This is a genomic window from Salinispora tropica CNB-440 (genome assembly GCF_000016425.1).
Lineage (GTDB): Bacteria > Actinomycetota > Actinomycetes > Mycobacteriales > Micromonosporaceae > Micromonospora > Micromonospora tropica.
In genome coordinates this window covers 761141-784128 of sequence record NC_009380.1, presented here as the reverse complement: position 1 = coordinate 784128, position 22988 = coordinate 761141, and the positions used below count along the sequence as shown (strand labels likewise).

The following is a 22988-nucleotide window of genomic DNA, read 5'->3' as shown; positions in this document are numbered from 1 at the left end:
GGCCGCTCGGTGCACGCTGCATCCGGAACGCGGGCTGCGTACCGCGTTCCGGAAGCGGCGTGGACGCTCAGGACACCGGCGTGGAGGTCCGACGGTCGTCGCGGACGTGCACGAGCATGTCGCCGGTTTCGATGACCCCACCGGCCCGATCGGCGAGGGTGACCACCTTGCCCCGCCGCACGAGCGCAATGACGAGGGTGTCCAGCTCGCGGGGGGAACGGCCGACCTCGTGCCGCTCGGCCGAACGCATCGCGAGCGCCATACCCTGACCGGGTGTGAGCAGATCCTCCACGACCTCGATCAGCGGCGGCGCGGAGGTGGAGAGGCCCAGCAGCCGACCGGCGGTCGCCGACGAGACGATCACGTGATGGGCGCCGCTCTGTTTGAGCAGCGGGGCGTTCTCCGCTTCCCGGGCCGCGGCGATGATCCGCACCTGTCCGGCGGTGAGCTGCCGGACGGTCAGCGCCACCAACACCGCGGCGTCGTCACTGTCGGTCGCGATGATCACTGCCTTGGCGGTCCGGATGTGTGCCTCGTTGAGGGTGGCCGAGCGGGTCGCCGATCCCTCGATCGCCACCAGACCGGCCGAGGTGGCCTGCCGTAGGGCAGCGCCGCTGCGCTCGACCACCACAATCCTGGACTTGTCGAAACCGTTCTCGAGCAGGGCGGAGATCGCGCTGCGGCCCTTGGTGCCGTAGCCGCAGATGATGACGTGGTCCTTCACAGCTCTCCTCCACCGCGACAGGCGAAGGCCGGTCCGGTACTGCTCGGTCAGGACTTCCAGGGTGGTGCCGACCAGGATGATCAGAAATATGACCCGGGCGGGCGTGATGTAGAGGACGTTGAGCAGGCGGGCCGACTCGGAGACCGGGGCGATGTCGCCGTATCCCGTGGTGGAGAGGGAGACCACGACGTAGTAGAAGCAGTCGAGAAGGCTCAGCCCGGCCGAGTCGCGGTTGGCGTCCCGATAGCCGTCCCGGTCCAACCACACCACGGCGACGCTGGCGAGGATGAGCCCGAGGGCCGCGGCCAACCGCAGACTCAACGCGCTCAGCGGATCGCGCCGTTGCGCCGGGAAATGGATCACCGTTCGCCCCGCCCACACTCCGCTGTCACCTGCACGCCCACAACATAGCGGGTCAGGGGTAATCCGCATGGCGAGGCAGCGGTACGACGCCGTGCCAGACCCCGACGGGCATGATGGGATCTACCCTCAGACAACGGCCACGAAAGCGAGGCGGAGCATGTCGTTGCTCAGACGAGTCATCGGCGGGGTGTTGCGCCGGCTACGCGTACGGCAGGGTCGCACGCTGCGGGAGGTAGCTGCCGCCGCCGGGGTATCCATGCCGTACCTATCCGAGGTGGAACGGGGGCGTAAGGAGGCCTCGTCCGAGGTACTCGCGGCGATCTGCCGGGCGCTCGGGATCCGCCTCTCCGACCTTCTCGGGGAGGCCCGTGACGATCTGCGTCGCCTGGAGCGGCCCGAGCCGATGGGGTTCACCATCGGCGAGGTTGGCCGTACGCCGGGCTCCCCCGTCGAGCCCACCCCGCAGTACTCGGTACGGGCCGGGCTACGCGGCGACGGTCCCACCTCCTGCGGTGCCAGCCGGGTGCACCTTCGACTGGGCGCACCTGGGCTGCCCGTTGGTGGCACGGGGCTGGCGCCCATCGGCGGCGCGGGGCTGGCGCCCATCGGGCCCGCGCTGACCGGTGGCCCGGTGGGAGGGGCCGGCCTACAGGTCCGGTTGATCGCCACAGTGCCGGCTGTCGGTCCCACCGCACGAAGCTCGTGGCGGGCCCGGCGACTCATCCGGGCACGCCGGCAGCGGGCCACGCGGTAGCCCGACCGGACCGCTCTGGATCCATCCTCCCTGGAACGGGTCGCCCTTCACCCCATCCACCCTGACCGATCTGCTCTGGGCCGATCTGCCGCTGGCAGATCGGCTACCTCCGCACGCGCCGACACGCGCACGCTGGACGGACCGGCCCCGGGCGTCCCCCGCTCGCCGACTCGTTGGAGGTAGCAACTAATGATCAAGATGCTGGACGGTGGACAGCAGGGCTTCGGCGACCAGATCTTTGAACGGCTGCTGAAGGAACGGATCGTCTTCCTCGGCACGGAGGTGACCGACGAGTCGGCCAACCGGGTCTGTGCCCAGATCCTGCTGTTGGCTGCCGAGGACCCGGACCGGGACATCAAGCTCTACATCAACTCGCCCGGCGGTTCGGTGAGCGCGGGAATGGCTGTCTACGACACGATGCAGTTTGTTCGCAACGACGTGGCGACGCTGGCGTTGGGCATGGCCGGCTCGATGGGGCAGTTCCTCCTCTGCGCCGGGACGGCGGGCAAACGGTACGCGCTGCCACACTCGTGGATCCTCATGCACCAGCCTTCCGGCGGGATGGGGGGCACCGCTGCCGACATCCGGGTTCAAGCGGAGAACCTCCTACACGTGAAGAAGACGATGCAGGGGCTGATCGCCCAACACAGCGGCCGGACGCTGGTAGAGATCCAGCAGGACTGGGACCGGGATCGCTGGTTCACCCCGGAACAGGCCCGCGAGTACGGCCTCATCGACCACGTCGTCACGCAGGCGGCGGAGCTCGCGCGCTGAGCCACCCGTCATCGGTCGGGCACCCTCGCAGCGTATATTCTGCTCCGCTCATCGCTTGGCGCCGACCCTGGTCACCTTCGATCGCAACGGAGCCTCCGCCGGAACCACCGGACGCCCTTGCCAACCGGATCTGGGCCGGCCAGATCCGCTGGAGGCCCGGACCATTGGAAGCGCTCGCCGTCTTCGAAAAGCTCGTCCCGGTGGCGTTGGCTCTCGGCGGCGGTGTGTTTTTCGCCCGGCGGAGCGTCGTCAGCGCGGCGGGCTCGAAGGCATTCGCGGACTTCGCCTTCCTCTTCGCCGTCCCGTGCTACCTGTTCGCCAACATCTACCGCAGCGACCTGGGCGCCCTGTTCGCTTGGCCCGCCCTCGGCGGCTATGCCGTCACGGCGGGGGTCGCCATGGTCGTGGTCGGGGTGCTGGCCTGGCTGACCACCACCCGCGAGCCGCGACAACTCGCGTTGCGCATCATGGCGGCGGTCCAGGTCAACACCGCGTATTTCGCGGTACCCGTGTTCATCATGCTTTTCGGCGACGCCGCGCCGGTCTTTCCGGTCCTCCTGTTCCAGGTATGCGTTCTCACGCTGGTCGTCTTGGCCATCATGGAGCTGAATGGAGTGCCGGTGAAGGCCGTACCGGCTGGCCAGGCCGTACCCGCTGCGGCTGGGGCCGGTGGGCCGCGACCCACGCAGCCGGCCGGTGGGCCTGCACCGCCGCCTCGAACTCGGAGCCTGCGCGGTCGAGTGGGACGGGCGGTGTGGGGTTCCCTGAACACGCCGGTCGTCGTGGCGTGCAACGCCGGTCTCCTGCTCAACCTGTTGGCGTTCCGGATGCCGGAGCCGCTGCTCGACGGATTCGACTTCGTCGGTGCCGCCGCCGCGCCGATCGCACTCTTCGCCCTGGGCCTATACCTGGGCGGCAGCGGGATCAGCGTCCGCCACACCACCGGCGAGGAGATCTGGCTGATCGCGGTCAAGTGCCTGCTGTTCCCATTCGCAGTCTGGCTGGCCGCCGAGCACGTGTTCGGTATCCACGGCCCCTGGCTGACCTATCTCGTCCTCATCGCGGCGATGCCAGCACCACAGAACCTGTTCATCGTCGCGCAGCGCTACCGCGTTGACGTCGAGATGTCGGCCGCACTGGTGGTGAAGAGCTCGATGGCGGCACTACTGCTGCTGCCGCTCTGGATCCACTGGACGCAATCAGGGTGACCTCGCTCCCCCGCAGTACGTCCTCAGCCTGGGGTGAGTAGCTGATCCGGAACTGCTGTCCGCTGTAGTCGGACTAGCTAGCAGGATCATGGTGTGTCGTCCCCGTCGGAGTTGCCCTCGTACGAGGCCGTAGTGGGGGTGCTTGCTGAGCTGAAGCGACTTACGGGCTGGCCAGGTTCCCCAACTCCTTGGCACCCACTGTTCGATCAACCGACCGTCCACAGCAGAATTAACCTGCACGAAGATCAGCCAACCGCCGCTAGTCCTTGTGGTGACTGTCCTATGCGGCGGAAGCCGCTGACGGTGTCGAGGTGATCCATCGGTACGTCCCGTGCAGGTACAGCAGCGGTGCCTTGGCGGGATGCAATGGGCCGTAGGACATGGTCTCACTTATGACCACCGCGTGGTCACCCTGCTCAGACAGCTCGCGTACCTGGCAGTCAAAGTAGGCCAGCCCTTCGCTGAACACGAGGCATCCCGTTGCCGGTGCCCGATGTACTCGGACACCGGCGAACGCAGCAGCGCTGGAGGGTCGCCGGGCATCGGCAAACCAGCGGGCGATGTCCCGTTGGTCCGCCGCCAGTACGGTGACCGCGAGGATGCCAGAGTTGCGGATCTGGGCGAGCAGCCGACTCCGGTGTTTGAGACAGATCAGGACCATGGGAGGTTGCAACGAGACGGTGGTGAACGAGTTGACCGTTATAGCCAGCGGAATGTCGTCGTACACACTGCTGACGATGCCGACGCCAGTGGCGAATGTTCCCGCCGCGAGCCGGAATCCCGCTGCCTGGTCCTGATTGGTCATGTCTTCAGTCCTGCCCCCATACCAGGCAGAACGGGTGTCCGACGGGGTCTGCGTAAACCCGAAAGCCGTGGCTGCGGCCCCCGCCGCCGCGAAGCAAGGTAGCGCCTAACCGGAGCACAGCCTGCTCAGCCTCCTGGATATCGTCCACCTCCACATCGAGGTGGGCCTGCTGTGGAAGGGCCGGGTCCGGCCACTGTGGCGGCTGGTAGTTGGCGACACTTTGAAAGCACAGGCGAGGATGTCCGTCCGTGCCCTTCAACGTCACCCAGTACCCGTCGCTGTCGGCCCATTCCAGGCCGGTCAACCCGACGTAGAACTCTGCGAGCTTTTCGGCGTCCGGACAGTCCAGCACGATCGAATGCAGCCGACCGATCATCCAACCTCTCCCGTCGTCGTCTGAGCGTGATGACCGACGCCCCGGTCACCGTCTCAGTGAAGGTACTCGCCGAAGGCGGCAAAGTAGTCGAGGGCGCGCACTGGTGGGCCGGTCTCGGTACGGACCTGAAGCAGCACCACCCCGCGGTCGTCACCGTCACGCGGGCCGCCGCTGGCGACGACCACACCACCATAGTCGGCCTTGACTATCCGGCCAGGCGTGCCACCGTGCGCCCGGGTCGGCCGGGCAGCAGTTTTGATCCAGAGCGGGAGCCCGCGGTACGTCGTCCACGCGTTGACGAACGGATCCGACTGGCCGCGTACCAGGTTGCAGATCGTGGTGGCGCTGTCCCGCCAGTCAATTCGGGTGTCCTCGACCCCGATCCGGTGGTAGAACGACGCCCCCTCGGGCGGTTGCGGCTTGCCCTGGTACCCCGCGTTGACCCGGTTCAACGCCTCCAGTGTGACTGGCACGTATTCCGCGAGTAGCCGCTCCAGAATCTGTCCGGCGGTGTCATGCACCCCGATCTTCACACGAGCCTGAGTGATGACTGGCCCGGTGTCCAGGTCCTCGGCCATGTAGTGCACGGTGAGGCCGGTCTCCTCCTCGCCGTTGCGGATCGCCCAATTGACCGCGCCAAACCCCGCATAGGCGGGCAGCAGCGCATCGTGCGTGTTGACCGCGCCGCGTTCGGGGATCCGCAGCACCTCCGAGGGAACCCTGGTCCGCCAGTTAGTGGAGACGATGACCTCCGGCGCGAGGTCGCGCAGATGCTCGTGCAGGTCGGGTTCGCGGGCGGTAGCCGAGTAGCGCACTGGCAGTCCCAGTTCGGCTGCAGCTAGCTCAACGTCCGGCTCGCCGAGTTTACTGAATTCAACCGGGTGGGTTAATACAAGCAGCACTTCGTGGTGCGGCGCGATGCCTCGCAGCACGATGGCGCCTAGCTCGCCGTAGCCGAAAAAGACGATCCTCACGGCGTCGCCGTCCCATTTGTCAGTCCGGCGCGGAAGCGAACAGTGTTGACTCGCAGCCAGCCAGAGGAATCGCGCTGGTCGAACACGTCCTCCGCCTCAAAGGTAGCGAACGCAGTGTCGTAGCGGCTGTGTGGGGAGCGGCGGCCGATCACCTGGACAGTGCCCCGGTGCAGCCGCAGGATCGCGTCACCGGTGACATTCTGCTGGCTAAAGTCGATGGCCGTTTGCAACATCATCCGCTCGGGGGCGAACCACAGGCCCCGGTAGACCAGGGCGCTGTACTTCGGCATGAGCTCCTCCTTGAGCTGAGCTACCTCCGGGTCGAGTACCAGGGACTCCACCGCGCGATGGGCGTGCCACAGCAGGCTGCCCGACGGAGCCTCGTAGATGTTACGGGTCTTCATGCCGAAAATTCGGTTCTCTACGATGTCGAGGCGCCCGATTCCGTGCCGGCGACCGATTTGGTCGAGTGTTTCCAGTACAGCGCTGGCCGACAGGGGCTTACCGTTGACGCCGACTGGGTTGCCGCTTTGAAAGTGGATTTCGACGGTCTCGGGTTCGTCCTGGGTGTCTGCGAGGTCGCGCACCCGGAACAGCAGGCCTTCCGGCGCCGGTTGCTCCGGATCCTCGAGCTCTTCACCCTCGTAGGAGGTGTGTAGCAAGTTGCTGTCGATAGAGTACGGTCGGTCGCCGCTGCTTAGGTCTAGCTCGATGCCGTGCCGCCTGGCGTAGGCGAGCAGATCACTGCGGGAGGACAGATCCCACTCCCGCCACGGGCTGATCACCATGATGTCGGGGCGCAGCGCGGCTAGGGTCATCTCGAAGCGGATCTGATCGTTGCCCTTGCCCGTAGCTCCGTGCGCCACGGCGTCCGCGCCGACCTCCTCGACTACGCGCAGCTGGGCTGCGGCGATCAATGGCCGGCCGATGGAGGAGCCCATCAGGTACTGCCCCTCGTAGAGGGCGTTGGCCCGGTACATCGGGAAGGCATAGTCTCGGGCAAACTCTCCGCGTAGGTCTGCCACCCGCACCTCGTCGGCACCGAGCTTTTCAGCCTTGCGAGCGGCGGTGTCCAGCTCCGCGCCCTGACCTAGATTGGCGATGAAAGCGGTCAGCCGGCAGTGGTAGCGCTCCTTTAGCCAGACCAGGGCCACCGAGGTGTCGAGCCCGCCGGAGAAGGCAAGCACAATGTGCTGAGGGGCGATGGTGTTGCGAGACGACATGGGGTCACACCTCCGTGGTGGGCGCAGTGGCCCACAGCTGGTCCATCGTTTCGTGGGTGAGATTGCGGGTCAGGTCGGCCGTGGAGGCGTACCCCATGTTGGTGATCTTGCGTCGGCCCTGGCGGACTGGGGTGACGCGGTGCAGCGTGGTGTTCGTCCGCATGAGGTACAGGTCGCCGGGGAATAGCTCCATCGAGTAGATCGGGCGGCGGACCAATGCGCGGTTGATCCCTGGGCGCTGCTTGTTCCAGATGGTGCCAGGCACGCACTGGACGAAGCCGCCATGCTCCACCGGCGGGCACTCGATTACCCAGACCAGGGCGAAGGCGAAGTCGTCCCAGTGCCAGCCGTGGGTGTCACCGTCCTTTTCCAGGCAGGTGATGACGAACTGCTCGGGCTCATACGGGCACGGATGCACCGGCTCGCCGGCCACCTCCGACAGCATCCGCAGGATCGGCTCCGCTGTATAGATGCTGCTGATGACGGTGCCTAGGCTGGCGATTTCGGCTCGCGTCACGTTACGCATCCGACGCGGCGTGTAGTCGGTCTCGGCGAAACGAAGGTCCCGTCGCGTGCCTGCTTGGTCGATCAGTACGTTGACCTCGTCGGCGACTGCCTTTTTGACGCTGTCGGGAGCAACGAAAGAGACCTTCGCATGTCCCAGGTACGAGAATTCTCGGTGGGCTGCTTTGATGTCGTCCGGCGCCATGTTCCGCTTCACATGCTCTCGCAACTGCTGGTGAAGGACATTCAAGTCGAACACGGATCCTCCTTGGTTAACTTCTCGCCGTTACACCGCGCGCAAAAAGGATGACGGCCGCCGCTACCTGCGCCGCGGCAGCCGAAGTCAGTACTCCGAAGTGGTCGGCGTCAATCCGATGGGACCGCAGGGCTCCGACACGGGCGGCCCACTGGGCGAGCTGCGCGTCGAGCAGGTCCGCGCCAATCACCAGCGCGGGAGCGTCGACCGGGCCGTCATGGACGTACTCGGCGCTTGCCCGCAGGTGACGTTCGTAGCTGTTCCACTGGTGCGCCAGCAGTGCCGCCGGCACGGGTTGTTGGATGGCCGCCAGGCAGGCCGCGAGCGCTCCAACGGCCAGCCGCTCGTGGAAGCCAGCCGGTCCCGCGCCACCTGTCACCCGAGACCTCGGGGCGTCTGACTCCAGGTTGAAGGCCCGGTAGACGTTTTCTGTGAAGGTGTCGAAGCGTTGTCGAACGTTGTCGGCCGACAGCTCGTACCCGACTGGTGGGGCGGAGTCCAGCAGCACCAGCGCCGGTCGCCGCTCGGTCTGGTCGGCGACCATCTGGTAGGCAACCTGACCGCCGAACGACCACCCGCCGAGCAGGTCCGGGACCAGGCCGGCGGTGTCCAGGTCGGCCTGGTAGCGGTGGGCCAGCGCCGGCACCGTCGGTAGTTGCCCACTGTCACGGGAGGCTGTCACCCGCCAGTGCTGCGGCAGCTCAGCCAGCAGGTGCTGGTAGTCCTGCGGACTGCCCCCAGCGCCATGCACGAGGTGCAGATGCGGGCCCGAGCCGTCCCGTAACAGCACCAGCGTTGACTCCGCCGAGGCTGGCTCAGACCCATTGCCCAAGAGGTCGGCCATCCGTTGGGGCGTCGGATCGCCGAGCCACCGCACGATATCCACCGCCGGTCGTCCGTCGGCGGTCAGCATGTCCACGAGGCGCAGGGCGCTGAGCGAGTTGCCGCCGACGGCGAAGAAGTTGACGTCCGTTCCCGCCGGCGGGGCGCCGAGCACGTCGGTCCAGGCGGCGAAGATATGGCGCCAGTTCGCCGAGTCGGGCAGCGGGCCGACCACCGGGCTGCTGTTGGCGGCGGCCTGGGCCGCGCGATGGGTGCGGGCGCGGGAGGCGACATCGAACGAGCCGACCGCACGCTGCGGCTCGGCGCCGCCGTCGGCCAGTACTTGATCCAGGTCGTGCAGCAGCGTCAGGACGCTACTCTCCCGATAGCGTCCAGTGTGGTATTCGACCTCGGCGAGGTAGCCACCGTCAGATTCCCAGACGGACATAGCCACGTCGGCCCGGGCGGCCCGGTTCGGGCTAGGTAGCAGCGTCGCCGAGATTGGGCCGAGCCGCAAATCGGTGCCGATCGGACCGAGATAGCTCAAAAGCAGCGGCGCGGGGTCGCCGAGGGCGACCCGGGTCTGCTCGGGCAACGCCCCAAACACCACGGGGTAGGGCACCGCTTGATGCGTCAACATCTGCCACATGCCGTCTCGGGCGGCGCTCACCACCGCGGCGACGCTGTCCGTCTCGGCGAGACGGCCCCGGATCATGCAGAGGTTTGCGGTATAGCCGAGCAGCGCCTGATCGCGGGTGGTCATCCGATTCGCGGTCACCACACCCACCGCCACGTCCGGCCCGGCGCCGGCTCGGGTGAGCACGAGCTGCGCCGCGGCGAGGATGATCGCGAACGGGGTGGCGAAGGTGGCCTTGGCCAGCGCCGCGATCCCAGCACCCGCCTCGGCGCTGAAGCCGTAGCGCAGGATCGCGCCGGGCGCGCCGCTTGCCACTGCGCCCGGCAGGTCGGGTTCCAAGGTGGCGGAGGCGGCGCCGGTGAGAGCGTCGCACCAGTAGGCAATGCTTTTGTCCCACCGGCCGTCCGCGTGGGCCACCGCCTGCTCCTGGGCGTACGTGCTGAAGGGCACCGGGTCGGTCTGGAAGCTCACGGCGCGTCCCTGCCGCACAGCCGCATATGCCTCGGACAGCTCCGCGACGAGCAGCTGGACCGCCCAGCCGTCGAGCACCATGTGGTGCACGGTCAGCAGCACCTCGTGTCGGTCGCGGACCCGGACCAGGGTGATGCGAGCCAGCGGCGCCTGCTCCGGCTCCAGTGGCGTGGCGTGCACCTCTTCGGCGATGAGCCGCAGCAAAGTAGTCGAACCGGCGTCTTCCAGGTCGTCTACGTGCAGCCGGTGCGGGCTCACGACGATGCGAGGCTCCACCACCAGCGTGACGGTGCCCGCCTGGCGCACCACCGAGGTCCGCAGCGCCTCATGCCGGTCGACGAGTGCCTGCCAGGCCACGGCCAGTGCCTCCCCGTCGATTGGCTCGTTCACCCCGAGCCGCCAGGTGAGGTGATAGACCGATCGGTCGTGGGCTCGCTGGTGCACCCACCACAGGGCCTCTTGCATGGCGGTGGCCGGGACCGGTTCCAGCGCCGTGTCGGCGCTCTGCTTAACCACGGGTCGCGAGCAGCTCGGAGGTCAACCGCTTGCGGTCGACCTTGTCCACCTCGGTCAACGGGATCTCCGCCCGATGGTGGAACACTCGGGGCCGCATATACGACGGTAGATGCCCTACAAGCCGGGTGAGGTCATCGTCGGACAAAGCCGCGCCCGTGTAGACGGCGTGCAGGTCCAGCTCCCCATCAGCGCCGGCGACAGTAAGCACCACAGCCTCCGCCACGTCCGCGTGGGCGCGCATCGCGGCCTCGATTTCGGCGAGCTCAACACGGTTGCCACGGACCTTTACCTGGTGGTCGATTCGACCCTGATGGATGAGCTCGCCGAACTCGCGGCGGATCCGGTCGCCCGTGCGGTACCAGTGCTGGGCGGTCAACGGCCCCGTGCCGTCGTAGAGGCGGCCCCGGTTGCCGTCAAAGGAGACGAATCGTCCCGCATTCTCCGTCGGATCGAGGTAGCCGGGGAAGCGCTGCTTGCCCCGGACACACAACTCGCCGTCGTCACACGGGCGCAGTTCCTCGTCGAGCAGCACATAGTCGAGGTGCGGGTAGATGTCCCCGATCGGCACCGAGCGGTTCGACGACTCGATCCGGGCGGATGGGTCGGCGGGCACCTCGTACGCGGTGACGATGACCGTGGTCTCGGTTGGACCGTAGCAGTTGATTACCGCGGTGTTCGGCGCGGCGGCCGTCCAATCGTTGACCTGCTTTATGGTGAGTGGCTCCCCACCGAAGGAACTCAGCCGCAGAGTCGGCATGCTATCCGGGGCCAGGGCGCGCAGCCGCTTGGCAAACGAGATGAGCGACGGTACAGATAGCCAGTGCGTGAGCCGCTTCGTGTTGATGAAGCGCACCGGCGTCAGCACGTCACCGCGCTGGGCGACGCACAAAGTGGCCCCGGTGCCCCACGCGCCGAACATCGCAAGGATTGAGCCGTCGAAGCAAAACTCGAAGGTCTGCGAGACCCTCGACCCGGGCCGGAACCGATATCGCGTGATTACCTCGGTGAGGAACGAGTCGACGTTGGCGTGGGTTGCCGGCACGCCCTTGGGCTTCCCGGTGGTACCGCTGGTAAAGATGATGTATGCGAAGTCGTCGCGGCCCCGCTCCACGGCCGGCGGGACTTCCGTCGCCTCGCCCGGGACGAGGAACCCGCGCCAGCCCTCGCCGGTCAGGTCGAGGAGCGTGACAGTGGTCTGGGCCCGGAACTCAGCGAGTCCGTCGCCCGAGCTATCGTCGACCACGACCAGGTCAAGGGTTGCCTCGTCGGCGATGGCGAGGTTGCGGGCCGCCGGGTTAGCGGGATTGAGCGGTACCACTGTCGCACCCAGCCGCAGGGCGGCCAGGTACGCGATGTAGCCGACAAGGCTGCGGGAGGTGAGCAGCCCCACCCGTCGGGGTGACCGCCCCAGCATCCGCCGCATATCGGCCGACAACCGCTGGGTTGCGGCCCGCAACTCGGCGTAAGTCAGTGCGTCCGAGGTGACCTCGATCGCCACGTTATCTGGGTGCAGCCGGGCCGAGGTCCGGAACCAGTCGTAGAGAGTACGGGTCTGCATCGCACATCCTTCACATCGTTTGCCGGTGCGGACGTCCCGCCGCCGGCGCTGGGGTGGTCGACCGGTCGTGTTCCAGCTGCCGCAGGTGCTCGAAGGTGGTCCGCGCCAGCGCAGACCGAGGGCGCCCCCGGCGGGCCGATTCCACGACGAAACGTAGGGCTCGAGGCAGGTCAGACCAGGCCTGCACGGCCGCGTCGTCGCCGAGGTGGCGGTATCGGAACACACGGTGCTGCGCGACAGCCCACAGGTCGTCCAGGTGCGCCCCGACGGCCTGCGGCCGCGCGACGACATGGTCGCGCAGAAACTCCAAGGCCTCGCCCTCGTCGAGCAGCCAGGCGCCGGGCAGCTCTGGTTTGTTTCCGGCTCCGTCCATACGGACCAACCACTGCGGCTGTACGCCGACGGGCGGGGGCATCCAGAAGCCGAACGCCAACGCGTTGCGCCGGTCCTGTTCCGGGCGCCATGACGACGGCGGGGTCATCACGGCGAGTAGGCCGGCAGTGCCGAGCCAGCCAGCGTACGGCTCCTGCTCGCCGGCGGGCAGCAGCCCTCTGAATCCGTCAACGACGTGCCAGTCGTCGCCGCGTCGGTCGTCGACCAGCAGCCAGTGCGGCGCGTGCGTGGTGCCGTTGGTTGACGGGGACCAGGGCAGCGCCGCGTTGTCGGTAACCACGAGCACCCGCCCATAGCATCGCAGCTCGGCGTCAATGCGGTCGACGACACCGTCAGCCGGGGCGGTGGCCCATGCTAGCCGGGTGCCGTCCGGCAGCCGTTCGAGCGGCACGCGGTGATGGGAGAAAGCGAGCTCACCCTCCGGCAGGTCCTTGCGCACCGCGATGCGTACGGACTCGGCGAAGCGGTCCACGGTGTCGGCGAATTCGCCGGCCTGATAGCCGGCCAGATTGCTGGTATAGCAGCTCAGTCCGGCGAATCGGGAATCCGGAACGGTCATCGCGTACCCACCCCGTGTGCGACGCTTGTCGGGACCCGGCTGTACCCGCGCAGGCTCACCCACCGCAGATCGGCCCAGCGGCCTGTCCGCCGCCCCGCCGGCACGGGAATAGCCCAGGGCCGACCAGTGAGTCCAGCGCCGGTCGCCTTCACGCATGCCTCCTGCACCGTCCAGATCCAGGCGAACTCGCGGTCCCGTGCCGGTTCGGGCAGTCGGTCGAGGGCAGCGCGGACCGCCGGGGCGCAACAGCGGCGCAGCAGGGCCGACGGCACGGGTACGGGGACCTGGACGTCGACACCGACCGGTACGCCCCGGCCAAGCGCTGCGGCCACCATCCCAGCCTCGTGGGACAGGCTGACGGTGACCTCCGGCCACTCAGGCAGGTGGGGCTGGCCGCTGTCGTGGGCGGCGATCGGCGCAGCGCCGGCCTTCCCTCCCAGCTCAGCTGCGAGCAGCATGCGCAGCAGCGTCCGTGCGGCCAGTCGCTCGGCGCGCGGCCCGGCGGAAAGGTCTGCGACCCTCGCCAGATCGGACGGGGACGGCGGGAGGTGGGCGAGCACACGCTGCTCGGCCACCGCAACCCGCACTCGGGTGCCCAGCCACAGCCGAACCACGCCGCCGTATCGGCCCGTGCTAGCTCGACGCGGTCGCGCCCGGCTGGCCAGCACCGCCCGCTGCCGCGCTGTCACCATGGCTGCCCCCTGAGTAGGTCGGGCACGTGCTCGGCGATCCCGGCGAGCATCGCCCCGGTGGCGCCGCCGGCCGTGGCGAACATGCCGGCGGTGGCCCGCAGCTGCGCTAGCCCGTCCTCGACGTACGCCTCTGCGCCGAGCAGGGCAGCGCACTCGCCGAGCACCACGTCCACGCCCTGCGCCACCGAGGCCTTCAATAACATGCTGGTCATTAAGGGGTCGGGGCTGTCCCGGTAGGCGTCGCAGGCCGTCTCGATCCGCCAGGCCTCCACCACGCACCGGGCAAACCGCTCTCGGATCGCCGGGTTGTCCCAGGCCCGACCAGCGCCAAGGGGACGCTCAGTGAGGCGACGGTGGGTGTCGGCGAGTACACGCCGGCACATCGCGGCGGCCCACACACCCCCAGCGAAGCGTTCCGTGGCGATGTGGCGGGCGAAGCTGACCATGCCCCGCCCAGGGCGTCCGACCAGATAGGACCGATCCAGGTGTACCTGACTGAAGTGCAGGTCCCCCAGACCCGCGTTGCTCAGTGGGGTATCCCGGGTGGCCGACACCCGCACTCCGGGGGCGTCGGTGGGCACCAGCACCCACACGAAGCTGGTGAAGTGCCGCTGCGGGCGGTGCCGAGCCAACACGAGCGCATATGCGGCAGTGCGGGCGTTGGTGATCCATCGCTTCCCGCCATCGAGCACCAGCGACCGGTCGTTGAGGCGTACCGTCGTGCCTAGCTCCATCAGGTCGGAGCCAGCGCCGTCACGGTCCGTCGCGGCCAACGCGAGCATCGCGTGACCGGTGATCGCCTCGAGGTATGCGGTCCGCGCCGGCCCGTCCTCCGGCTGGCCGTCAACCTGTTCACGCAGGACGGGCAGTGCGCTAGCGACCTGGACGCAGACCGACAGCACCACGCCGACCGGGCAGCGCGCGTCGAGAGCGCCGAGCAGTCCCGGCAGCTCGGCCGGCCCGGCGTCACGCAGGAGGCCATGCTCGCCGAGCGTCCGCCAGACTGCCCGGGCGTCCCCGGGTGTGGCCAGCGCGCGCAGTGCCACCCCAGTGCGCGCGGCCACGTTGGTGCCGGATGTCGCCGAGCCCGGGGCCGCGAGCGCCATCTCCGGTGCCGTTGGCAACTCAGGCAAGATGCACCTGCCGGTCTCGAAGAGCCAGCGCTCCGTTGACCAGCAGCAGCCGGTCGTTGGCGTAGTTCAGCGAGGCAGAGCGAAGGTCCCGGAAGACCCGCTCCAGGTACAGCGACGACGACCGCAGATAGCCGTGTCGTAGGCCAACTAGCTCCACCATCTCGTCGACGGCGCCGAAGCACTGCTCGGCGGCGTGAACCTTCAGGTTGTTAACAAGCAGCTGGGTTGACGTTTCGGCCGTGTCGGGGGCGCTCTGCACGGCGGCGACGGTGTGGCGCAGTAAAGCGTTTACCAGGTCGAGACGGCCCCGGATCCGGGCCAGTCGGGTCAGCAGCAGCTCCGAGGAGGGATCGAACTGACTCCGGCCGGTGTCGCGGATGTGGTGCAGGATCCGGGACAACGCCCCGGTGGCCGCGCCGAGCCACGCCGCCGACCAGCCAATGTGTGCCATCGGACCGAAGGTGGGGGCGACGATCTCGCGGAATCGCCCGGGGGCGCCGATTACTTGGTCGGCTGGCACCCGCCCGGTCAGCCGCATGGGCACGCTTTGGGTGGCCCGCATCCCGAGCGGCTGCCAACCGCCGCGTATCTCGATCGTAAGCTGGTCGCGGCGGGCGTACACCAGGGAGACCTGGCTGGGTGAGGTGGCCTCCGGCGCCAGCGTGGTGATGAGGAACGCGTCAGCGTGTTGACCGCCGGTCACAATCGGGGCGTCCCGATCGATGGTCAGGGTGCCGGTGTCGTGCCGGGCCGTCGACTCTGAGCTGAGCAAGCTCCCACCCTTGCTGCGTTCGGTGGTGACGGAGGCGAGGTAGACGTTCCCCTTGCCGAGAGTCGGCAGGAGCCGCTCGGCGAGCGGACCGTCGGCATGCCGGACCACTGCCATAACCTGCTGGCAGTGCATCGCGAAGATCAACGCGACAGACATGTCCACCCGGGCCAGCCGCAGGGTCAGGTCGACGAGGTCGCCGAGCCCGCCGCCACCGCCGCCATGGTGCGTCGGCACCAGCAGGCCGAGGATGCCGGTTGCCCGCATCGCGTCCAGCGCCGCGGTGGGGAACTCAGCCGCCTCGTCGGTGTGCTTGGCGTGCTCGGCGGTGGCGGCCAGCACTTCCTCCAGGGCCTTTTCGTGGCTGGTCGCGGTGCTCACGCCGCCCGCCCCCGCAGTGACTCGATGGTGTCCCAAAGGCTGCCCGCGGTGGCGAAGGTACGGTCGGTCAGCAGTTCGTCAGGCATGGACACCCCGTAGGTGTCCTCGATGGTGAACAGCAGTTCGATCGCACGCATCGAGTCCAGGCCCAGCTCTTGGAGCGAGGCCTCGGAGGTAATGGGCTGCGTTCCCGCATACTTGAGGAACGGCTTGAGCAGATCCGGAAAAGCGGCGTCCATTGTTAGATCAACCCCTGTCGCTACCGGTGACGGTGTGCCGGGTGAGTTCCAGCCGGGTCACGCTGGTGACCTGACCCCCGGCGATGGTGACCTCGATGGGCATGGGATGCGCGAGGAAGGCCACCAGGCTGGCGTAGAGGCCGTACGCGCCCACGTTTGGCACGGCGACCAGCTGGCCTGGGACTAGTGGCGGGAGGGCGGTGGCGCGGGCCCACGTGTCCAGCGGTGTGCACAGCGGCCCGGTGACGATGGTTCCGGGTATTGGCGGTCCGGCCGCTGCGTCCACCGTTAGCAGGTCCGGCACGATCGGCGGTAGCCGCCGCAGACCGGACATCCCACCGAGGTGGTGGATGCCCGACTCGAGGACGACCACGGGGATGCCCTGCGACCGCTTCACTTCCAGGACCCGGGTGACCAGGGTGCCGCAGGTGCCGACCAGGTACCGGCCTGACTCGAAGGCCACCGCCGGTCCTTGCTCCGGCCAGCCTGGGAAGGCGTCGGCGAGCAACGCCGCCAGCCGGTCTGCCAGCTTCGGCAAATCCGGCCGAGCGCCGGCCCGCGCGAAAGGCGCCCCGAAGCCGCCACCTAGGTCGATCAGCTCCGGTTGCCTTCCGGTCGCCGCCACCAGCCGGCGTATGGTGTCGACGGATTGCGTGAACTGAGCGATGAGAGCGTCCTCACCGTCGACGTTGCTTCCCATGTAGAGGTGGAACCCGACCGGGCACACGTTGCGGCGCGGTCCGAATAGGTCGGGCTGGTCCAGCACCCAACGCACGTCCGCGCCGAATTGTGAGGCGACGCCGGTCATGGTGAGCCCCTGACCAGGCGCCGGAGTGTCGTCGTTGATCCGCACCAGGGCGCGTACCTCGACGTCGTGCTCGCGGGCCATCCGGTCGAGCTGGTCCAGCCCGTACGGCGAGTCGACGGAGAATAGCTCGACCCCGGCCCGGACGGCCTCGGCCAGGTCGATGTCTCGCTTGCCCGGGCCGGTGTAGAGGACCTGGGCCGGATCGCAGCCGGCCGCCAGTGCGACGCGCAGCTCGCCAGGGGAGCAGACCTCTGCCCGGCACCCCGCGGCAGTCAGCTCGGCGACCACGGTTGGGTGCGGGTTGGCCTTGAGCGAGTAGAACAGCTCGGTGGGCCTCGGCAGGGCGGCGCGCAGCGCCGCGTTGGAGCGGGTCAGCTCGTCTAGGTCGTAGAAGTACGCCGGGGTCTGTGGCGCGTCCGGCCGGTTGAACAGTTCCGCTAGCTCAGACACAAGCGTGCTCCGACCACATTCGGTACAGCTCGGCTCGGTCGACCTTGCCGTTACGGGTCATCGGGATGTCCGGTACGACCAGGCACGTCCGGGGTGTCTTGAGCTCGTCGAGCTCGGTGCGCAGCGCGGCGAGTACCTCGGGCGCTGTCAGTTCGCTCACTACGAACAAAGTGGCCGAGTCACGGCCGTCCTCCACTCGCGGTGGCAGCACCGCGGCTGCCTGAATCTGCGGTATTCGGTACGCCGCCGCCTCGACCTCGGTGACGCTGACGCGGATGCCGCGTTCCTTGTAGATGTCGTCGCGTCTGCCGACGAAATACAGGTATCCCTCGGCGTCGAGCCAGCCGTGGTCGCCCGTGCGCAGCTGGGGGAAGAGGCCTTCAACACGGGGGAAACGCTGGGCGGTGAGTTCCGCTCGACGCCAGTAGCCGGCCATGACGTGCGGGCCTCGGACCACGATCTCGCCGACGGTGTCGGGCGGCACCGTCGCGCCGTCCGCGTCGACGACCAGGATCTCGGTGCCGGGCAGGGCTCGCCCGCAGGCGTCCGGTCGGCGCAGGTCCTCATCCACTGGCATGATCGCCGCCCGTTTGCACTCAGTCAGCCCGAACATCAGCTGGACGCGCAAGGTGGGTATGCGGGCACGTAGGTCGCGCAGAACCTCCGGCGGCATCGCGGCGCCAGTGTTGGTGAGGAGACGCAGCGCGGGCACGGTCGCACCCGGGCGGGACAGCATTCGGGCTAGGCCACGGGCCAGCGCGGGCACGGCGGGCAGCACGGTCGCGGCGCTGCTGACCAGATGCCGGGGCAGCGTCGGGCCGGTGTCGGCGGGGGAGGCCAGATGTAGCCGGGCGCCGGCCAGGGTGCTGAGGAAGATTTGGTACATACCGTAGTCGAACGACAGTGGCAGCGCGCACCACACGACGTCGTCCACCCGGTAGGCGAGTTGGGAGGCGATGGCCTTGACCGCGAAGACCACCTGCGCGTGGGTGGAGACCACTGCCTTCGGCATGCCGGTGCTGCCAGAGGTGTAGATCAGGCATATCGGGTCGACGGCCAGTGGGGACTCTGCCGGCTCGGAGTCCGGACCATCCTGTACGACGTCGCGCAGCTCGGCCGTACCCACGGTCGGCACGCCGTTGCTTACGGCCACAGCGAGTGCTCGAGGACTGTCAGTGACGAGCAGTATCGGCTCGGCGTCGGTCAGCACATGGGCCAAGGCGACCGTGGGGGATTGCTCGTTGACCATGCTGAACACGGCGCCCGCCCGGGAGCAGGCGTACAGCAGAGCGGGTACCAGCGGGTCGGTGGGCAGGCAGATGAGCACTCGTCCGCCCTGGCGGACACCGCGCGCAGCCAGCCAGCTGGCAAGCCGCCGGCTGGCTGCGTTCAGGTTCCGGTAGCTTTGGACCTGGTCGCCGTGGCTGATCGCCGACGTGTCCGGCTGAGCGGTCGCAGTGCGGTCCAGCAGGTCGTGCAGCAGCGCGGTCATCGGCCCGACACCCTTTGCGTCGCCGCACGGGCCCGGTCAAACACGGCTCCGAGTGAGTCGAGGTCGTGCAGGGCCGTCCCCGTGAGGTCGTCCGGGTCCAGCTCCACCCGCAGTCGGGCCTCTGCTCGCTCGATCACCTCGACAAGCCGGAAGGAGTTGAAGCCGGGCAGTGTCCGTAGCGGACGATCGTCGACTGGCACCTCAGGGCCTACCCCGAGGGCGGCCCGGACTTCGTCGGCGAGCACCCCGCGGATCCGGTTAGATTCGGTGGTTGGCGCGCTCTGCGGCGGCACCCGCCCGATGTCGGCGAGCCCATCAGCGAACGCCACCTCGCCGCGCAGCAGGCCGTCAAGCTGGTCGAGGACCGGAGCGGGGAAGGCGCCGCCCCGGTGAACCCGGCGCATTGCCACGTAGCTCTGACTAGCCAGGGCGAGCCAGTCGTCGGCGCGGGCGGCGGCCTCCCGTGCCGCGTCGGCGGTGGTCGGATCGTTGGCCAGCCAGGCGGCGTGCAGGGCCCGGGACCGGCCGAGCAGCCACACATCGAGCACGAGCTGGGTCGCCGCCTGCGCCTCGCCCGCCCGTCGCCGCACTGCCGCTAGGTAGTCCTCGATCTGGTCTGCCTCGGCGCGCAGCGCGGAAGCGTTGTCGCGCAGGACCGCCGGCCGGTCAAGCGTTGGGGCCCCGCCGGCGGCGACGGCCATCGCGGTCGCTCGGGGCACCGCCGCGTCGAATTGGGCAGCCGGCATTCGCCAGGTTCCCGGTCGCGCGTCGCCCCAATGTGTGGAGTTGTGGTAGCCATCGACCAACACACATGGATCGTCGGCGTCGACCAACAGGAAGCTGTGATGCATGTGCTGGTTGCCGGCGTACGGCAGCCAGCTCATGGTGAACGTGTCAGCGACCACATAGAGCGGCGAGTGCTCCGCGAGTAGCTCACGCAGCCGGGTACCAGGCACATCGTCCCAGCGCCGGGTGACCCGCAGGCCGAGCAGGTCGCCCGCCTCGGTCAACCGCTGCTCGACCGACGCGGTCACCGCTGGCGTCCCTGCAGGTCCCGCGGTGATGTGAAAGCGCAGGCTGGCGCCAAGCTCCAGGTGCGCGCCAGGCCGGTAGGCTCGATCGGCCAGTGCGGCCAGGTTCACCTGCATGCAGTCCAGCAGATCGGCGCGAAGACCGGTGAGCACCGGCGTCCACTCCCGGCTGCGCGTCGGTATTGCAGGCACGACCATGTCACGCTCCTCCCATCGGGTGGACTGCGCGCAGCGACGCCGTCGCCGCCCGCAACGCGTCCGAGTCGGCTGCGCGGTCCTCGGGCAAACCGGCGAGGAGCTTGTCGTATGCGGCCAGGTCGAGCAGGCCGTGCCCGCTGATACAGACCAGCAGCCCGCGCCGCGCTGGGTGCCCGGGTTCGCGGCCCGTCGCTACCCGGGCAGCGGCCGCCAGCGCGTGACCCGACTCCGGTGCCGGCACTACCAGCTCGGTCAGGGCGAACGTACGGCCAGCGGTCAGCGCCTCCCGCTGGCCCACCGCCAACGCCGAGATCTGGTCTCGGTACCGCATCGCAGAGATGAGCTTCGCCGCACCGTGGAAGCGCAATCCCGCCGAGTGCGATGCGGGGATCGCGTACCCGCTGCCGATCGTGTACATCGCCTCCATCGGTCCGGTGCCGGTGGAGTCCGTGTGGTCAAAGGCGTACACCCCACGGGTGAGTTTCGGGGTGGTGCTGGACTCCACCGCGATCAATTCGGTGGGCACGTCCCGCTCCCCGGCGGAGTCGGCGGCGAAGAACGGCAGGGCCAGCCCGCCGAAGTTGCTGCCGGCACCCACGCAACCGATCACCGCCTCCACGCTGGCGTCAAGAGCAGCAAGCTGGTCGATGGCTTCCAGGCCGATCACCGACTGGTGCAGGATGCTGTATGTCTCGCCACTGCCGATACAAAACGCCCGCTTGGGGTCCGCTCTCGCATACTCGACGGCCTCGCCGATGGCTAACGCGAGGCTGTTGCCCTGCCCCGACCGCTCGGCGGCAACGCGTCCCACGTGTGTCAGTCGGCTGGGGCTGGCGTGCAGTTCCGCGTTGTAGAGGCGCATCAGGCTGCCCCGATACGGCTTATCGCGTAGGCTCCCGCCGACCATGAAAACGGTGCAGGCTATGCCGAATGCGGCGCACGCGGCGGCGAGCGCGCTGCCCCACTGCCCGGCACCGGTTCCAGTGACCAGCTCCCGGAAGCCTGCGCGGTGGTAGTAGTGGGCCTGCGCCAGCGCAGTGTTGAATTTGTGGCTACCCGAGATGTTGCCACCCTCGTACTTCACATAGATCGGGACGGTCGCTCCGATCTCGGCCTCGAAGCGCCGGGCCCGCCACAGCGGCGCCGGCCGGTAGCTTCGGTATCGCTCGGCGACCGGCTCGGGGATCGGCCAGAACTCCCGGGTTGCGACACTCTGCCGGATCAGCTCTAGCGGCAAAGTGGCGATCATCGGGCCACCGGTGCGCTGCGGCGTCACATCGGCGGGCAGCTCGTAGCCAAGGTGCGGCAGGACGCTGCGCCAGGCTCGAGGTGTCTCGGTCACGACTCCTCCTTCACCAGATCCACGACGACGTCGACCAGGTCGGCGACGGTCGTGAAGGCCCGCCCGGCGAAGATGTCGTCCGGCAACATGACGTCGAGTTCGTCCTCGAGCCGCACGAGCATGCCGAGGAAGCCCAGCGAGTTGACTCGTAGCAGGTCACCGTTGAGTGGCTCGAGGTCGTCGATGGTGCCGGGGTCGACCGAGATCCGTGACTCGCGTACGACCAGCCGTTTGACTGCGTCGTTGATGTGAGGCCGGTCAGTCATGTCGCCGCCTCCGTTCCGCCGCGCAGCCTGCCCCCGGCGTCGACGACCCAGCTCCAGGTCAGCAGGGCAGACAGGCTGACGGGTCCGCGGACATGTAGCCGGCCGGTGGCGATAGACAGCTCCGGTCCCAGCCCCATCGTCGGACCGTCGTGCAGGCGCAGGGAGCCGTTGACCACCAGCGTGGCGGCGTCCACCCTTTCCAGGAATGCCTCCACGGAGACCGGGTCAGCGGCCACCACGCCCTCGGTGTGCTGGGAACCGAAGCGGCGGATGTGAGCAACCGCCTCGTCGAGGCCAGCGACGGGCCGGATGCCGACCGCGCGTTCCAAAAACTCCCGACCGTCGTCGGCGGCGGCCAGTTCGGCCACGGGCGCTTCGGGAGGCACGGCGGCGGTCAGCCGGGGGTCAACCCGCAGCAGCCACGGCTCGGCCAGCTCGGCGCCGGCTCGCACGAGGGCCCGAGTCAACTCCTCGGCCACGTCCTCGTGGGCCAGGACCAGTTCGAGGGTGTTGCAGGCGGTGGGCTCGCCGAGCTTGCTGTCGAGGGCGATCCGGGCGGCCAGCTCCAGGTCGGCGCTGCGGTCGACGTAGAGGTGGTTGACCCCGCCGCCGCTGGCGATGACCGGGATGGTGGAACTGGTCAGGCAGTAGTCGATCAGGGAAGGGCTGCCCCGGGGAATGAGTCCATCGATCTTGTCGCGCCGCTTGAGCAGGGCTCGCACTAGCCGCCGGTCGGGGTCGGTGACGACCTGTACCGTGCCCATGGGTAGTTGCGCGTCTTTCAGCGCCCGGCCGACGACGACGGCGAGGGCCTGGTTGGTGGCTGCGATCTCCGTGCCGCCGCGCAGGATGGCTACGTTGCCGACCGCCACAGGCAGCAGGGCGCCCTCCACCGTCACTGTCGGCCGCGCTTCAAAGATCATCAGGACCACACCCAGCGGCTTGGGCAGCCGGCGCACGGTGGCGCCATTGCCGGCCCGGTGACCAACGGTCGGGGCGGTCACTGTCGGCAGCGCCGCACGGGTGCGCGCAATCAGGTCGACCAGCGCGTCGAGGTGACGCTTGCCAAGCGCCAGACGGTCGACCAGCTCGGGACCGAGACCAGCCCTGACGCCTTGGGCCACGTCGGTGGCGTTCGCCGCCAGCACGTCGGCCCAGCCCGAGGAGAGCTCGTCGGCGAGCGCCTCGCAGTACCGGTCGTAGCGTTCGTCGCCGGGCGTGGGAAGCTCGGCTCTGGCTCGCGTCGCGCCGTCTAGGATGTTGTCCACAT

The 22988-nt window shown here is 68.5% G+C and carries 22 protein-coding genes; 3 read left to right on the top strand and 19 right to left on the bottom strand.

Translation table 11 applies throughout. From position 1 onward, the window contains the following. Positions 1-67 precede the first annotated feature (67 nt). Complete coding sequence (locus tag STROP_RS03525) at positions 68-1087, bottom strand: potassium channel family protein (RefSeq protein WP_026275400.1); 1020 nt, start codon at positions 1085-1087, stop codon at positions 68-70. Between the two features lie 157 nt (positions 1088-1244). Between STROP_RS03525 and STROP_RS03520 the strand changes: the two genes are divergently transcribed. The 3 genes from STROP_RS03520 (at position 1245) to STROP_RS03510 (ending at position 3823) form a co-directional block, all read left to right on the top strand. Then, positions 1245-1841: a helix-turn-helix domain-containing protein gene (locus tag STROP_RS03520; RefSeq protein ID WP_028564420.1), complete on the top strand. Its 597-nt coding sequence runs from the start codon at positions 1245-1247 to the stop codon at positions 1839-1841. Between the two features lie 189 nt (positions 1842-2030). Continuing rightward, the gene (locus STROP_RS03515) at positions 2031-2615 is read left to right on the top strand and encodes a ClpP family protease (RefSeq protein ID WP_011904606.1); all 585 of its coding nucleotides are present in this window, start codon (positions 2031-2033) and stop codon (positions 2613-2615) included. 164 nt (positions 2616-2779) lie between these two features. Then, positions 2780-3823 carry an AEC family transporter gene (locus STROP_RS03510; protein ID WP_011904605.1) on the top strand — a complete coding sequence of 348 codons (1044 nt, stop codon included), beginning with the start codon at positions 2780-2782 and terminating at the stop codon, positions 3821-3823. Between the two features lie 280 nt (positions 3824-4103). On the opposite strand, the gene STROP_RS03505 is transcribed toward STROP_RS03510, so the two are convergent. From STROP_RS03505 to STROP_RS03420, 18 genes are read right to left on the bottom strand one after another with little or no spacing between them, the layout of a single operon-like run. Continuing rightward, a complete protein-coding gene (locus STROP_RS03505; protein ID WP_011904604.1) occupies positions 4104-4628 on the bottom strand; it encodes a flavin reductase family protein in 525 nt (174 codons plus the stop codon). Positions 4629-4632: 4 nt separating this feature from the next. Beyond that, on the bottom strand, positions 4633-5004 hold the full coding sequence (locus STROP_RS03500) for a VOC family protein (RefSeq protein ID WP_011904603.1): 372 nt from the start codon (positions 5002-5004) through the stop codon (positions 4633-4635). A 53-nt stretch (positions 5005-5057) separates the two neighbouring features. Beyond that, on the bottom strand, positions 5058-5978 hold the full coding sequence (locus STROP_RS03495) for a methionyl-tRNA formyltransferase (protein WP_011904602.1): 921 nt from the start codon (positions 5976-5978) through the stop codon (positions 5058-5060). Next, positions 5975-7165, bottom strand: coding sequence for an argininosuccinate synthase (locus STROP_RS03490; protein WP_238380275.1), 1191 nt, complete (start codon positions 7163-7165; stop codon positions 5975-5977). Before STROP_RS03490 ends, STROP_RS03495 begins: the two co-directional genes overlap by 4 nt. 40 nt (positions 7166-7205) lie before the next feature. Further along, entirely contained in the window at positions 7206-7964 is a 759-nt protein-coding gene (locus tag STROP_RS03485) for a HalD/BesD family halogenase (RefSeq protein WP_011904600.1), read from the bottom strand. 13 nt (positions 7965-7977) lie between these two features. After that, positions 7978-10407: a condensation domain-containing protein gene (locus STROP_RS03480; RefSeq protein WP_011904599.1), complete on the bottom strand. Its 2430-nt coding sequence runs from the start codon at positions 10405-10407 to the stop codon at positions 7978-7980. Then, complete coding sequence (locus STROP_RS03475; RefSeq protein ID WP_011904598.1) at positions 10400-11965, bottom strand: AMP-binding protein; 1566 nt, start codon at positions 11963-11965, stop codon at positions 10400-10402. The genes STROP_RS03480 and STROP_RS03475 overlap by 8 nt, the downstream gene beginning before the upstream one ends. 10 nt (positions 11966-11975) lie before the next feature. Further along, the gene (locus STROP_RS03470; protein WP_011904597.1) at positions 11976-12917 is read right to left on the bottom strand and encodes a hypothetical protein; all 942 of its coding nucleotides are present in this window, start codon (positions 12915-12917) and stop codon (positions 11976-11978) included. Further along, positions 12914-13609: a 4'-phosphopantetheinyl transferase family protein gene (locus STROP_RS03465; protein WP_011904596.1), complete on the bottom strand. Its 696-nt coding sequence runs from the start codon at positions 13607-13609 to the stop codon at positions 12914-12916. Before STROP_RS03465 ends, STROP_RS03470 begins: the two co-directional genes overlap by 4 nt. Then, entirely contained in the window at positions 13603-14733 is a 1131-nt protein-coding gene (locus tag STROP_RS03460; RefSeq protein ID WP_238380274.1) for an acyl-CoA dehydrogenase family protein, read from the bottom strand. Before STROP_RS03460 ends, STROP_RS03465 begins: the two co-directional genes overlap by 7 nt. 1 nt (position 14734) lies before the next feature. Continuing rightward, a complete protein-coding gene (locus tag STROP_RS03455; protein ID WP_011904594.1) occupies positions 14735-15892 on the bottom strand; it encodes an acyl-CoA dehydrogenase family protein in 1158 nt (385 codons plus the stop codon). Continuing rightward, on the bottom strand, positions 15889-16131 hold the full coding sequence (locus tag STROP_RS03450; RefSeq protein WP_011904593.1) for a phosphopantetheine-binding protein: 243 nt from the start codon (positions 16129-16131) through the stop codon (positions 15889-15891). Before STROP_RS03450 ends, STROP_RS03455 begins: the two co-directional genes overlap by 4 nt. A 7-nt stretch (positions 16132-16138) precedes the next feature. Continuing rightward, positions 16139-17389: a type III PLP-dependent enzyme gene (locus tag STROP_RS03445; RefSeq protein WP_011904592.1), complete on the bottom strand. Its 1251-nt coding sequence runs from the start codon at positions 17387-17389 to the stop codon at positions 16139-16141. Then, positions 17382-18881 (bottom strand): class I adenylate-forming enzyme family protein, encoded by a 1500-nt coding sequence (locus STROP_RS03440; RefSeq protein ID WP_011904591.1) that lies wholly within the window; start codon positions 18879-18881, stop codon positions 17382-17384. The genes STROP_RS03445 and STROP_RS03440 overlap by 8 nt, the downstream gene beginning before the upstream one ends. Continuing rightward, the gene (locus STROP_RS03435; protein ID WP_011904590.1) at positions 18878-20110 is read right to left on the bottom strand and encodes an acyl carrier protein; all 1233 of its coding nucleotides are present in this window, start codon (positions 20108-20110) and stop codon (positions 18878-18880) included. The genes STROP_RS03440 and STROP_RS03435 overlap by 4 nt, the downstream gene beginning before the upstream one ends. Before the next feature lies 1 nt (position 20111). Continuing rightward, positions 20112-21452 carry a TrpB-like pyridoxal phosphate-dependent enzyme gene (locus STROP_RS03430; protein ID WP_011904589.1) on the bottom strand — a complete coding sequence of 447 codons (1341 nt, stop codon included), beginning with the start codon at positions 21450-21452 and terminating at the stop codon, positions 20112-20114. After that, entirely contained in the window at positions 21449-21718 is a 270-nt protein-coding gene (locus STROP_RS03425) for a phosphopantetheine-binding protein (protein ID WP_011904588.1), read from the bottom strand. The genes STROP_RS03430 and STROP_RS03425 overlap by 4 nt, the downstream gene beginning before the upstream one ends. Then, positions 21715-22986, bottom strand: a complete 1272-nt coding sequence (locus STROP_RS03420; RefSeq protein ID WP_230582406.1) for a glutamate-5-semialdehyde dehydrogenase — start codon at positions 22984-22986, stop codon at positions 21715-21717. Before STROP_RS03420 ends, STROP_RS03425 begins: the two co-directional genes overlap by 4 nt. Positions 22987-22988: the final 2 nt, after the last annotated feature.

What these genes read in the sequence shown, in the direction of transcription:
- STROP_RS03520 (WP_028564420.1), top strand. Translation starts at nt 1,245, where the DNA reads ATGTCGTTGCTCAGACGAGTCATCGGCGGGGTGTTGCGCCGGCTACGC.
- STROP_RS03515 (WP_011904606.1), top strand. Translation starts at nt 2,031, where the DNA reads ATGATCAAGATGCTGGACGGTGGACAGCAGGGCTTCGGCGACCAGATC.
- STROP_RS03505 (WP_011904604.1), bottom strand. Translation starts at nt 4,628, where the DNA reads ATGACCAATCAGGACCAGGCAGCGGGATTCCGGCTCGCGGCGGGAACA.
- STROP_RS03500 (WP_011904603.1), bottom strand. Translation starts at nt 5,004, where the DNA reads ATGATCGGTCGGCTGCATTCGATCGTGCTGGACTGTCCGGACGCCGAA.
- STROP_RS03475 (WP_011904598.1), bottom strand. Translation starts at nt 11,965, where the DNA reads ATGCAGACCCGTACTCTCTACGACTGGTTCCGGACCTCGGCCCGGCTG.
- STROP_RS03470 (WP_011904597.1), bottom strand. Translation starts at nt 12,917, where the DNA reads ATGACCGTTCCGGATTCCCGATTCGCCGGACTGAGCTGCTATACCAGC.
- STROP_RS03465 (WP_011904596.1), bottom strand. Translation starts at nt 13,609, where the DNA reads ATGGTGACAGCGCGGCAGCGGGCGGTGCTGGCCAGCCGGGCGCGACCG.
- STROP_RS03450 (WP_011904593.1), bottom strand. Translation starts at nt 16,131, where the DNA reads ATGGACGCCGCTTTTCCGGATCTGCTCAAGCCGTTCCTCAAGTATGCG.
- STROP_RS03440 (WP_011904591.1), bottom strand. Translation starts at nt 18,881, where the DNA reads ATGACCGCGCTGCTGCACGACCTGCTGGACCGCACTGCGACCGCTCAG.
- STROP_RS03435 (WP_011904590.1), bottom strand. Translation starts at nt 20,110, where the DNA reads ATGGTCGTGCCTGCAATACCGACGCGCAGCCGGGAGTGGACGCCGGTG.
- STROP_RS03425 (WP_011904588.1), bottom strand. Translation starts at nt 21,718, where the DNA reads ATGACTGACCGGCCTCACATCAACGACGCAGTCAAACGGCTGGTCGTA.